We start from the raw sequence: 13,053 nt of genomic DNA on the forward strand, positions 1-13,053 counted from the left end.
TGACGTGAACTCAGACGTGACCGATTTCGCGAGCCTGGCGCCTGCCTATCCGGAAATGATCCTGGCCATCGGCGCCGTGGTGCTGCTGATGCTCGGCGTGGGGATCAACAAGGAGCGCTCGGCGCTGGTCTCGTGGCTGGCGATCGTGCTGCTGGCCGTGGTCGGCCTTGTGGTCATCCTGCAGCCGACCGATGCCGTGCTGTTCAACGGCCTCTTCATTTCCGATGCCTTCGCCCGCTACATGAAGGTGCTGGTGATCGGCGGTGCCGGTCTTGCGTTGATCCTCAGCATGTCCAACGCCGTCGAGAACGGCGTGCACAAGTTCGAGTACTCGGTGCTGGCGTTGCTTGCCACGCTGGGCATGATGATCATGGTTTCGGCCCATGACCTGATGAGCCTCTATGTCGGCCTCGAGTTGCAATCTCTCGCGCTCTACGTCATGGCGGCGATCAAGCGCGACGACTCCCGCGCTTCGGAGGCCGGCCTCAAGTACTTCGTGCTTGGTGCGCTGTCGTCGGGCATGCTGCTCTATGGGGCATCGCTGGTCTACGGCTTCACCGGCCACACCAACCTGGCAGAAATCGTCGTCGCCATCAGCAATGAGGGGCGCTCCATTGGCCTCATCTTCGGCGTCGTTTTTCTACTCGCCGGCGTCGCCTTCAAGATCTCGGCCGTGCCGTTCCACATGTGGACGCCCGACGTTTACGAAGGGGCTCCGACGCCCGTTACGGCGTTCTTTGCCATGGCCCCCAAGGTGGCGGCGATGACGCTGATGATCCGCCTGACCATGGACAGCTTTGCACCGATCACCCGCGACTGGCAGCAGATCATCATCTTCCTCTCCATCGCTTCGATGGTCCTTGCGGCTTTCGCAGCCATCGGCCAGCGCTCGCTCAAGCGCCTCATCGCCTACTCCTCCATCGGCCATGTCGGCTTTGCCCTGGTGGGCCTGTCTTCCGGCACGCAGGTGGGCGTTGAAGGCGTGGCGATCTACATGGCGATCTACGTCACCATGACCGTCGGCTTCTTCGCCTGCCTGTTGTCGCTTCGGACCGCCAACGGCTACGTCGAGAGCATCGAGGATCTCGCGGGCGCTGCCCAGCGTCGGCCCTTCGTCGCCGCGATCATGGCGATCGTGATGTTCTCACTGATCGGCCTGCCCCCGCTTGCCGGATTCTTCGCCAAGTGGCACGTCTTCGTTGCCGCCATCGAGGCGCATCTCTACCTGCTCTCGGTGATCGGCGTTCTGGCCTCCGCGGTGAGCGCCTTCTATTACTTGCGCATCATCAAGGTGATGTACTTCGACGAGCCGATGCACGAGTTCGCCGCCGTACCCGCGGAGCTCAATGTCATCATGGCGGTGTCCGGCTTCCTGGTGGTCGCCTACTACTTCGTCGTTGGCAGCCCCCTGGCCAATCTCGCGCACACCGCGGCCGGAAGCTTGTTCTAGGTGTCCAGCTTCGGCCTCGGCGCGAAAGCTCGTGCGGCCGGCTACCGGCTCAAGGGTTATGATGCTATCGGCTCGACCAACAGCGAAGCGCTCGCGGCCGCCGCCACGGGTGATCCGGGTGGCATCTGGTTCGCCGCGCTGCAACAGACCGCCGGCCGCGGCCGGCGGGGCAGGGAGTGGCTCAGCCCGCCGGGAAACCTGGCAGCAAGCCTCCTCATCATCCCTGAAACGACGCCGGAACTTGTGGCGACGCTTGGCTTCGTCGCTGGCGTGGCCCTCAATCGGGCGCTGTCTCTGGTCCTGCCGGTGGGCATGGTCCGGATCGGCATTGACGGCGCCGACGGGGCCGACGGCCGGTCGCGCATCGCCCTCAAATGGCCCAATGACGTGCTCGCAGATGGCGCCAAGCTGGCCGGAATCTTGCTCGAGTCCGCGAAGACACCCGAGGGCGCTTCCGCCATCATCGTCGGCATTGGCGTCAATGTGGTGGCTGCGCCGCAGGGGGTGCCCTATCCAGCCACATCGCTTCGGGCACTCGGCGTCCAGCGAACCGCACAGGACGTGTTCGAGGCGTTATCGGACGCGTGGGTAGACACCTTCGCGCTCTGGCAGGACGGTGCTTGCGTGGACCGGGTGCTGCGCGAGTGGCGCCAGTCGGCGGCCGGGATCGGCGCACCCGTCGCCGTGTCGCAGGATGGATCGGTCCGTCGCGGCATCTTTGAAACCATTGACGCTTCCGGCCGTCTGGTCATTCGCGACGACGATGGCGCGCGCACGGTTATCACGGCAGGCGACGTACATTTTGGGGCAACGGCCAGCGCCCGAAGCTGACCATAGATAAGACGCGGCGACCGGCGACCAGAGTTCGCCCGGCGTGGCGCCAGTAAAGGATTGAAGACCCATGGCGAAGAACCAAAGGGATGAACTCGTCTTTGTGCCGCTCGGCGGCGTCGGCGAGATCGGCATGAACATGGCCGCTTACGGCTTTGGGCCGGAAAAGCATCGCAAGTGGATCGTCGTCGACTGTGGCGTCAGCTTCGGCGGTCCGGATCTGCCGGGCATAGAGCTGATCATGGCCAATCCGGAGTTTCTGGAAGAGCGAGCGGACGACGTCCTCGCGCTGATCCTGACGCACAGCCATGAAGATCACTACGGGGCGGTTCTCGATCTCTGGCCTGTGTTCGACAAGCCGGTCTATGCCACGCCGTTTACGGCGGCGATGCTGGCCGCCAAGCGGGCCGGCGACGGTATCGTCGAAAACGTCGACGTGCGCATCATGCAGCCCGGCAGGCCCTTCGAGGTGGGCCCGTTCACCATCGAGGCCATCAACGTGGCGCACTCGATCCCGGAGTCGAACAGCCTCCTGATCACCACCCCCATCGGCCGCGCCCTGCATACCGGCGACTGGAAGCTCGATCCGACGCCGGTCGTCAACGCGCCCACCAATGTGGCGCGCCTCGAACAGATCGGCCAGGACACGTCCAGTCCATTGGCGCTGATCTGCGACTCGACCAACGCCATGAAGGATGGCGAAAGCCCGAGCGAAACCGAGATCGGCCAAACCCTGGAGCGACTTATCGCCGAGGCGCCGCACCGGGTCGCGGTGACCACCTTTGCCTCCAATGTGGGCCGGGTGGTTTCCATTGTGCGTGCCGCCCACAAGGCAGGTCGCCAGGTCGTCCTGTCTGGACGGTCGCTGCACCGTATTATGGGCATCGCCAGGGAACTCGGGATGCTCGAAGGCCTGCCAACCCTGCACGATCAGGACGTTTACAGGTCCATCCCTCGAGACAAGTGCGTGCTCATCTGCACCGGTAGCCAAGGCGAGGCGCGAGCGGCCATTGCGCGGATTGCTCGAGGCGATCACCCGGTCATCGACCTGAACGCCGGCGACCGAATGATCTTCTCCTCGTGGGCCATTCCTGGCAACGAGCGGGAAGTTAACGACATCCAGAACCTGCTCATCGACAATGGCGTGGAACTGATCACGCGGAACGACGCCCTCGTCCATGTCACCGGGCATCCGCGACGGGGTGAGTTGCGCAAGCTCTACTCTCTTGTGAAGCCCGCTGTGCTGGTCCCCGTGCACGGCGAAGCCATGCATCTGGAGGCTCATGCGAAGCTTGGTCGCGATGAAGGCATCGCTAACGTGTGCGAAGCCCGCAACGGTGACCTTGTTCGGCTCTTTCCCGAGCCGATGGCTTTTCCTGCTGAAGTCCGAACCGGCGAACTCTACCTCGACGGTCTTGTGCTCTGCACACCTGACGAAAGCGGTGTCCGCGGCCGGCGCCGCCTCTCGTTCGGCGGCATGGTCGTGGCCAGCCTGTGCGTCAACGGCAACGGACAGGTGGTGTCGGGTCCGGACCTTGTTATCGAGGGGCTCCCCGAAACCGAAGACGAGTCGCTTGCGGAACTGATCGAGGGCACGGTTGCAAACACCATCAAGTCGATGCCGCCCAAGCGGCGCAGCGACACCGAGGTGCTCAACTCGGCCCTTTTCAAGGCCATTCGCAACGAGGTCAACGCCTTCTGGGGACGCAAGCCGAACGTCACGGTGTTCGTGCATCGGGTCTAGTCACGGTACGTGGCGCGACATGGTGACAGCTTTCGCGCCGCCGCGAATGGGAGCATAGCTCGCTCATGCAAATCGGTTCGATCATCGCGATCTATTTTGTGGTTTGGTGGCTGTCTTTCGTGGCGGTGTTGCCGATGGGCACGCAGAGCCACCATGAGGCCGGCACGCAGGTGATTCCGGGCAACGATCCGGGCGCTCCCATCAATCCACGGTTGCTCTACAAGCTGGGCCTAGCAACGGTGGTCGCCGCAATCGCCACCCTGCTGTTGTTCTGGGGCGTATCGAATGACGTCCTGCAGCACTACTGGAACCGCTAATACTTAGGCGCGCGGCCGGGGCAGGGCGTGCGCATGAGCCATGGCGAGAGCAGCGGCCACATCGTCGACAGTGGCGCGGCTCAGATCTATGGTGGTCCAACCCTGGCGTCCCCAGCGGTTGGGAATAGCCTCGAAGATGTCAGGGGCAACCGCGCACTTGAAATCTTGCTCGTCGGGCCCAAGTTTGAGATTTGCGCTCAAGCCATCCGCGGCAAGGGTAGCGTAGGTGCGCTTCACCTTGAAGGCCAAGCGTTCGAAATGCGGTGCCGCTGTCGTGCCCGCCAGACTCATGGCCATGGCTGTGAAGGTTTCCCGGTCAACCATTTCCGCGTCTTTCCACAAACAAAAAAGCAGGGCACGAGGCCCCGCTGATAGAGTTTGTTCGACAATACGTTGGTCTTAGGCGCGCTCTGAAGCGGCTGCCAACGCTCCTCCCTTGACGTTGTCGACGTCCGGCGGTTTGGGCCGCCTTTGTTTTATTGGCCCGGACCCTAACAACAGAATTCGGGTCTGCCAAGCGGATTCTGCATGGCTTGCATGCTTGCATCGAATGGACGGTTAGGATTTGAGTGGACGTCATCGAAAGTCTTGAGTCGAAGCACCTTTAGTCGGAGTTCCCATGCGCCTTTCCCGCTATTTCCTGCCGGTGCTGCGCGATGTACCGAAGGAAGCCGAGATCGTTTCGCATCGCCTCATGCTGCGCGCGGGAATGATCCGGCAGCAGGCTTCCGGCCTCTATTCCTGGCTGCCTCTTGGGTACAAGGTGCTCATGAAGGTGCAGAAGATCATCGAGGAGGAGCAGAATCGCTCCGGCGCGATTGAGCTTCTCATGCCCACGATCCAATCAGCCGACCTCTGGCGCGAGTCTGGCCGCTACGAAGCGTACGGCAAGGAAATGCTTCGCATCGAAGACCGGCACGAGCGTGAGTTTCTTTACGGCCCGACCAATGAGGAGATGGTGACGGACATCTTCCGGGCCTATGTGAAGTCCTACAAGGACTTGCCACTCAATCTCTACCACATCCAGTGGAAGTTCAGGGATGAGGTCCGGCCGCGCTTCGGCACCATGCGCAGCCGCGAATTCCTCATGAAGGACGCCTATTCGTTCGACATCACGAAGGACGACGCTGTCAGGGCCTACCACCGGATGTTCGTGGCCTATTTGCGGACCTATGCACGAATGGGGCTCACGGCCATTCCCATGCAGGCCGACACGGGCCCGATAGGGGGCGACCTTAGCCACGAGTTCATTATTCTGGCCGACACGGGCGAGAGCGCTGTGTTCTGCCATCGCGATTTGATCGAGAAGCCCATCCCCCCCAAGGACACCGACTTCAGAGGCGACCTCTCGCCAATCGTTGATGACTGGACCTCACTTTATGCGGCAACGGAAGAAATGGTGGACAAGGCCGCCTATGAGTCTGCCGTGCCGGAGGACAAGCGTGTCTCCGCTCGCGGTATCGAGGTCGGTCATATCTTTTACTTCGGCACCAAGTACTCCGCGCCAATGAAGGCCACTGTCACCGGTCCGGACGGCAAGGACAGTCCTGTTCACATGGGATCCTACGGGGTCGGCCTGACTCGCGTGGTTCCTGCCATCATCGAGGCCAGCCACGACGAGAACGGCATCATCTGGCCGGTATCCGTCGCGCCCTTCGAAGCGGTGCTGATCAACCTCAAGGCGGGCGATGCAGATACCGATGCGGCATGCGAGAAGGTTTACGCTGAACTGCAGGCGGCCGGCATCGACGTGCTATATGACGACCGTGACCAGCCGGCGGGGTCCAAGTTTGCCACTGCAGACCTAGTGGGAATTCCCTACCAGATCATCCTCGGGCCGCGTGGCCTCAAATCCGGCGAAGTCGAGATCAAGCATCGCAAGAGCGGTGAACGCGAGACCTTGCCTCTCAGCGGTGGGGTCGATCGTCTCCGATCCCTCGTCGAACCACAGCGGATGGACGACATTTGACCGATAGCGTGCAGCAGCCTCCGGCGACCCGGGGAACCCGACCCTTCGCCCGGTTCGAGTGGATGATTGCTGGACGCTATCTGCGCGCCCGCCGCAAGGAAGCCTTCATTTCCGTCATCGCCAGCCTCACCATGGTCGGCGTCGCCATCGGCGTTGCGACGCTCATCGTCGTCATGTCGGTCATGAACGGGTTTCGCGGCGAACTGCTCGACAAGATCCTCGGGCTCAACGGCCACTTCACGGCCTACCCCATCGAGAGCAAGTTCACCGACTACAAGGAAACGGTCGAGAGCATCGAACAGGTGGATGGCGTCAAGTTCGCCGTCTACTTCGTCGAGGGCCAGGTGCTGGCGTCGGGCCGCGGCTCCTCCACCGGCGTCACGGTGCGCGGGATGGACGAGGAGAACCTCAAGAAGCTGAACCTGCTCTACAACTCGGCGGAGCAGGGCGGCTTCGACCAGTGGGATGACAGCAACGGCATCGCCATCGGCTATCGGCTGGCGCAGACCCTGGGCGTCGGCATCGGCGATCAGGTGCAGATCATCAACCCCGATGGCGCGATGACGCCCTTCGGCACGACGCCGCAGATTCGCTCCTACCCCGTCACCGCAATCTTCAACCTGGGCATGGTCGAGTTCGACAGCTTCTTCATGTACATGCCGCTCGAGCCGGCCCAGGACTATTTCAAGCTCTTTGAGGACGTGCTGAAGCCCGGACAGGAACCGCTCGACGTGATGGCCTCCGATGAGGAGATCGACGCGGCCTACCAGCGCGTGCCCCAGGCCTCGGCCGTGGAAATCTTCATCGATGATCCCGACGCCGTCGGCCTCATGCGCTCGCGCCTGCAGGCCGATCCCGACCTGCGCCCCATGGTCCTGACCGACTGGCAGCAACGCAACGAGACCTTCTTCTCCGCCCTCCAGGTGGAACGGGTGGTGATGTTCACCATCCTCTCGATGATCATCCTGGTGGCGGCGTTCAATATCATCTCAAGCCTCATCATGCTGGTGAAGGACAAGGGCGCCGACATCGCCGTCCTGCGCACCATGGGCGCGACGCGCGGCTCGATCATGCGCATCTTCTCCATCACCGGGACCGCCATCGGCGTCATCGGCACCACCGTCGGGCTGGGTCTGGGGCTGCTGGTCGCCTCCAACGCGGAGGCCATCCGCGCCTTCATCTCCAACCTGCTCGGGGTCACCATCTTCCCGCCCGAAATCTTCTTCCTTACCTCGCTCCCCAGCCGGACCGATCCGCTGGAGGTGACGGTGGTTGTCCTGATGGCGCTGGGGCTGAGCTTCCTCGCCACCATCTACCCCGCCTGGCGCGCGGCTCAGTACGATCCGGTGGAGGCCCTGCGCTATGAGTAAGCCGCATCTGCGTCTTTCGGGCGTGCACCGCCACTATGGCGAGGGTGAGCGCCTGGTGCATGTGCTCGAGGCCGCCGACCTGACGGTAGAGAGCGGGGAACTGGTGGCGCTAGTGGCCCCCTCGGGCGCCGGCAAATCGACCCTGCTGCACCTGTGCGGGCTCCTCGAATCCCCGCAATCGGGCGAAATCGAGATCGTCGGGCAGCCGACCAGCAAGATGAATGACCGGGCACGTACTCAGCTGCGTCGCTCGAAGGTGGGCTACGTCTATCAGTTCCACCATCTGCTTCCCGAGTTCACCGCGCTGGAGAACGTCGTCATGCCGCAGTTGATCGCCGGCAAGGACCAGAAGGCGGCAGAAGCCAGGGCCATGGAACTTCTGACCCTGTTGGGGGTAGGCCCGCGGGCGTCGCATCGTCCGGCCGAACTCTCGGGCGGCGAGCAGCAGCGCGTCGCCATCGCGCGGGCGGCGGCCAACCACCCGCGGGTGATTCTCGCGGACGAACCCACGGGCAATCTCGATCCGGAAACCAGCGACATCGTGTTCGGCGCCCTCAAGGATCTCATCCGCAACGAAGGTGCTGCTGCGCTCATCGCCACCCACAACTACGACCTCGCGAGGCGCGCCGACCGCATCGTCACCATCCGCGGCGGCCTAGTCGTCCCGCACACGCTCTAGCCATTTGTCCCGGCCCCTATTTCTCTTTCCGAGGGGAGGGGAACAGGGGGGCAACCTGCTCGATCAGGCGGTGGCCCAAGACCAGCTCACCTTCCCCCCCTTGCGGGCCCCGAGCCGTGCCTCGGGCAAGTTTGCTCCAGTGCAGCAAAGGGCAAAGGAACCTGGCGACACTGGGTGGGATGCCGACGCCGGGTCATGGTCGCAAATTCCTCCTCACCGACCTCCGCTGCGCTCCGGCTACCTCTCCCGGAGAGGGAGAGGAATAAGGGGAGCCCTCTCTATGCAGTGCCATGCTCCTTGGTCACCACCAGCCCTCCTCCCTCCCGCTTGCGGGGAGGGCAGCAAAGCTTGGCGACAAAGGAGCCTAGCGCCGCTGGGTGGGGGGCTGGAGCCCCGCTGGTCGAACTCCTAAATCTCTACCACTTATCCCCCTTATCCCCACCCCCAAAGTCTTGCCCCATACTCCCTTCATCAGCCGAGCGGCGATGAGGTTGCGACGATCAACCGCCCGGCAACCGTCGGGAGGGTTCAGAATCGTTACGGAGCCTGGGTCCGGGGATGGGAAATTCCGGTGAGAGCCGGCCCTAACAAACCCCCTGCCAGAAATCCCTGCGCACCGGGATGGTTTTCGTCTTCTAATTCAAATCATCCAAGGCGGAGGCCGTCTCGGTGCCCAATCCACTCCTGGGCCGCGCCCCCTTTGGGCGGCGGACGCCTCGTCACGTCCGGCGTCGGCAGGAGGTCTTTCCTAACGTTTGCTTAACCACACCCGCGCTCTCCCCGGTTTCACCGATGTTCCCATCTGGACGTGAACATAAGCGGAACGTAAAAGAACAAACCAGAAACAAAGGAGATGCAGATGCTGTCGTTCATCAAGGATTTCGCCGCCTTCGTTACCCTCGGTGCCTTCACGATCGGTTCGCTCACCTGGTTCGATATCCTGAGCCGCCTCGCATGATCGGCTGTGGATTGTCGCACAAGCGTGGTTTGACTGCGCGGGCCTGACTGCCACAAGTTCGGCAAGGAGATGCTCATGCGCGGCCCCGGTTTCATTCACCTTCACGTCCACTCTGCCTTTTCCCTTCTCGAAGGAGCAGTGCAGCTCGAGAAGATCCTCAAGATGGCGGCCGATGATGCGCAGCCGGCGCTGGGGCTGGCCGACACCAACAATCTTTTTGGGGCGCTGGAGTTCTCGGAAAAGGCCACGAAGAAGGGCATCCAGCCCTTGATCGGGGTGGAACTCGCGGTCGATTTCGCCGCGGCCGAGGAGCGTGTCAGCGAGCGCGGTCACGTCGCCTGGTCCGGCAAATCCAGCGTCGTGTTGATGGCTCAGTCGGAGGAGGGCTTCGCCAATCTCTCTCGGCTTGTCTCTCGCGCCTATCTGGAAGGCGAGAACGGCCTGACCCGGGCGCGGCTCGACTGGCTCACGCGCGAGTCGCTGGCCGGCATGATCTGTCTTTCCGGTGGTCCGGAAGGCGCCGTAGACATGGCCTTTGCCCAGGGCCAGGACGCCAATGCCCTTCGCCGGCTCGACCGCCTGGCCGACCTGTTCGGCGACCGCTTTTACATCGAGTTGCAGCGCCACGGCCGTCCCCAGGAAGCTGCAGTGGAGCCGCGCCTCATCGACTATGCCTATGCCAAGGGCATTCCGCTCGTCGCCACCAACGAGCCCTTCTTCAAGTCGCCCAAGGAATACGAGGCGCATGATGCCCTGCTGGCCATAGCCGGCGGCACCGTGCTGGCGCAGACGGAGCGGCGCAAGCTCAACGACCAGTACTATTTCAAGACCCGCGCGGAGATGATGGAGCTTTTCTCCGATCTCCCCGAAGCTCTCGACTCCACGGTGGAGATCGCCCAGCGCGTGGCGTACCGTCCACGCACCCGTGGTCCCATCCTGCCCAAGTTTGCGGCCGGCTCGCACGATACCGAGGAGGCCGTGGTTGCCGCGGAGGCCGCGGCGCTGCGGCAGATCGCGGTCGAGGGTCTCGACAAGCGCCTCGAAGTGGTGGGCATCGCTCCTGGCAAGACTGAGCAGGAATACCGCGACCGCCTCGAATTCGAGCTGGGCATCATCGAGAAGATGAAGTTTCCCGGCTACTTCCTCATCGTGGCCGACTTCATCCAGTGGTCGAAGGCCCACGGCATCCCCGTCGGCCCGGGCCGTGGCTCCGGCGCCGGCTCGCTCGTGGCCTACGCGACCACCATCACCGATCTCGATCCGCTCCGCTACAATCTCCTCTTCGAGCGCTTCCTCAATCCCGAACGCGTCTCGATGCCCGACTTCGACATCGACTTCTGCCAGGACCGGCGCGAGGAGGTGATCGACTACGTTCAGGACAAGTATGGCGCCAGCCAGGTGGCGCAGATCATCACCTTCGGAACGCTGCAGGCCCGCGCCGTGCTGCGCGACGTCGGTCGCGTGCTGCAGATGCCTTATGGGCAGGTCGATCGCATCTGCAAGCTGGTCCCGGCAAACCCCGCCGACCCATGGTCCATCGAGCGGACCATGAAAGAGGTGCCGCAGTTCAAGGCCATGGCCGACGAAGACGAGACCGTCGGGCAATTGGTCGAGATCGCTCAGGTCCTCGAGGGTTTGTTCCGGCATGCCTCGACTCACGCCGCGGGCATCGTGATCGGCGATCGGCCCCTGCAGGAACTGCTGCCGCTCTACCGCGATCCGCGCTCCGACATGCCGGTCACCCAGTACAACCTCAAATGGGTTGAGCCAGCTGGTCTCGTCAAGTTCGACTTCCTGGGCCTCAAGACCCTGACGACCATCCGCTATGCCGTGGACATGGTGAAGAACCGCGGCATCGAGATCGACATCGACGCCATCCCCATCGAGGACAAGGACACCTACGACCTCTACGCGCGCGGCGACACCTACGGCATCTTCCAGTTTGAATCGGCCGGCATGCGTCGGGCGCTGATGGAACTCAAGCCCGACCGTATCGAAGACCTCATCGCCATGAATGCGCTCTATCGGCCGGGCCCGATGGACAACATTCCAAGCTTCATCAACCGCAAGCACGGCACCGAGGACGTCGTCTATCCGCATCCCGCGCTGTCCGAGGTTCTCGACGAGACCTACGGAATCATCGTCTACCAGGAGCAGGTGATGCAGATCGCCCAGCTTCTCTCCGGCTATTCGCTCGGCGAAGCCGACATGCTGCGCCGCGCCATGGGCAAGAAGATCAAGGCGGAGATGGACAACCAGCGCATCCGTTTCCGCGAGGGTGCCGGTCCGAACGGAGTCGCCGAAGCGCTGGCCGACGAGATCTTCGACCTTCTCGCCAAGTTCGCCAACTACGGCTTCAACAAGAGCCACGCTGCTGCCTACGCCTGGGTGTCCTACCAGACCGCTTACCTCAAGCAGCACTTCCCGCACGAATTCTACGCCGCGTCCATGACCCTCGACATGGCGCAGACCGACAAGCTCAGCGACTTCCGCCGCGAAGCGGGCAAGAAGGGCATCGAGGTGGTGGCCCCCTGCGTCAACCGTTCAGAAGTGGTGTTCTCGGTCAAGCAAGACCGCATCCATTACGGCCTGTCGGCGGTGAAGGGCGTCGGACGGGCGGTCGCCGAACACATCGTCGAGGTGCGGGGCAGGGAACCGTTCAAGGATCTGGGCGACTTTGCCCGTCGTGTCGATCCGCGGGTCCTCAACAAGCGGACGCTGGAAACCTTGGTCAATGCTGGGGCATTCGATGGTCTGGTGCCGCGGCGCGAGGTGGCGTTCGCGGCCATGGAGGCGGTCATCGGCACGGCCCAGGCCATCAGCCATGAGCGCAACGACGGGCAATGGAACATGTTCGATTCCGGAGAGCCCGAACCATTCCGCTTGCCGGTTGGAGTGCCCGCCTGGAATTCCACGGAACGGGCCGATCGCGAACTGGCCGCGATTGGCTTCCACCTTTCCGCCCACCCGCTCGATGCCTATGCCGATCTCTTCGAGAAGTTGCGGGTGCAACGCTGGAGCGATTTCGAGCGTGCCGTGAAGGACGGCGCGTCGGCTGGCCGCCTGGCCGGCACCATCTCGTCCCGCAACGATCGCCGCACGCGCAAGGGAACGCCAATGATGATCCTGACCTTGTCGGATCAGTCTGGGACCTTCGAGTGCATTGCCTTCTCGGAGCAGATCAACGAGTTCGGTACCATCCTGCAGCCGGGCGTCTCCGTGATCCTGCAGGTCGGGGCCGACGAGCGGGCGGAAGGCATCAGCCTGCGGCTCATCTCGGCTGAACCCATCGAGGGAATGGCGGACCGGGTGGACCGACGTCTCACCGTGTTCACCGAAGATGCTCGCGCCCTGGGGCCCATCGGCTCGCAACTCAGGCGGGGCGGCAACGGAACCGTCAGTTTCGTTGTCATCCGGGATGGGGGCGCCAAGGAGTACGAGATCGAACTGCCCGGCAAGTATAACCTCACCGCGGAGATTGCAGGCGGCATCAAGGCCGTCGACGGGGTGACGGACGTCCGCTTTGCCTGACAGAACGCGGGAGAGGCGAGCCATCAGCCCTTCCTCCCCCGCTCAGGGGCTTTCACCCTTGTCCCCGCGAACTTGGCGCGGGTCTATGATTGGTCAATGCCTTGCTCCGGGTTTGGTTCGCTGACACCGCCGTGATGTATGGTCCAATGCCGTGGCAGCTTGCGAAACACCTTTTATTGGCCTATATCGCGCACGCGTTCGGCG

9 protein-coding genes are annotated in these 13,053 nt (G+C 63.0%); 8 read left to right on the forward strand and 1 reads right to left on the reverse strand.

Annotated elements, in window-relative coordinates; all coding sequences use genetic code 11:
- Nucleotides 1-4: 4 nt before the first annotated feature.
- The 4 genes from nuoN (at nucleotide 5) to IC608_RS03745 (ending at nucleotide 4,342) form a co-directional block, all read left to right on the forward strand.
- Entirely contained in the window at nucleotides 5-1,450 is a 1,446-nt protein-coding gene (gene nuoN / locus IC608_RS03730) for an NADH-quinone oxidoreductase subunit NuoN (protein WP_191772732.1), read from the forward strand.
- Complete coding sequence (locus IC608_RS03735; protein WP_191772734.1) at nucleotides 1,451-2,281, forward strand: biotin--[acetyl-CoA-carboxylase] ligase; 831 nt, start codon at nucleotides 1,451-1,453, stop codon at nucleotides 2,279-2,281.
- A gap of 70 nt (nucleotides 2,282-2,351) precedes the next feature.
- The gene (locus IC608_RS03740) at nucleotides 2,352-4,025 is read left to right on the forward strand and encodes a ribonuclease J (protein WP_191772736.1); all 1,674 of its coding nucleotides are present in this window, start codon (nucleotides 2,352-2,354) and stop codon (nucleotides 4,023-4,025) included.
- 65 nt (nucleotides 4,026-4,090) lie between these two features.
- Entirely contained in the window at nucleotides 4,091-4,342 is a 252-nt protein-coding gene (locus IC608_RS03745) for a DUF1467 family protein (RefSeq protein ID WP_191772737.1), read from the forward strand.
- Nucleotides 4,343-4,345: 3 nt separating this feature from the next.
- Here IC608_RS03745 and IC608_RS03750 read toward each other — a convergent pair whose 3' ends face one another.
- Nucleotides 4,346-4,666 (reverse strand): MmcQ/YjbR family DNA-binding protein, encoded by a 321-nt coding sequence (locus tag IC608_RS03750; protein ID WP_248306158.1) that lies wholly within the window; start codon nucleotides 4,664-4,666, stop codon nucleotides 4,346-4,348.
- Nucleotides 4,667-4,961: 295 nt separating this feature from the next.
- On the opposite strand from IC608_RS03750, the gene proS reads away from it, so the two are divergent.
- From proS to dnaE, 4 genes are all read left to right on the forward strand, one after another.
- A complete protein-coding gene (gene proS / locus IC608_RS03755) occupies nucleotides 4,962-6,311 on the forward strand; it encodes a proline--tRNA ligase (protein ID WP_191772738.1) in 1,350 nt (449 codons plus the stop codon).
- Nucleotides 6,308-7,681, forward strand: a complete 1,374-nt coding sequence (locus tag IC608_RS03760; protein ID WP_428054275.1) for an ABC transporter permease — start codon at nucleotides 6,308-6,310, stop codon at nucleotides 7,679-7,681. The genes proS and IC608_RS03760 overlap by 4 nt, the downstream gene beginning before the upstream one ends.
- Complete coding sequence (locus IC608_RS03765) at nucleotides 7,674-8,360, forward strand: ABC transporter ATP-binding protein (protein WP_191772739.1); 687 nt, start codon at nucleotides 7,674-7,676, stop codon at nucleotides 8,358-8,360. The genes IC608_RS03760 and IC608_RS03765 overlap by 8 nt, the downstream gene beginning before the upstream one ends.
- Nucleotides 8,361-9,393: 1,033 nt before the next feature.
- Nucleotides 9,394-12,849 carry a DNA polymerase III subunit alpha gene (dnaE, locus tag IC608_RS03770; RefSeq protein WP_191772740.1) on the forward strand — a complete coding sequence of 1,152 codons (3,456 nt, stop codon included), beginning with the start codon at nucleotides 9,394-9,396 and terminating at the stop codon, nucleotides 12,847-12,849.
- The last annotated feature ends 204 nt before the right edge of the window (nucleotides 12,850-13,053 follow it).

It is taken from the genome of Devosia oryzisoli, from assembly GCF_014837245.1.
GTDB lineage: Bacteria > Pseudomonadota > Alphaproteobacteria > Rhizobiales > Devosiaceae > Devosia > Devosia oryzisoli.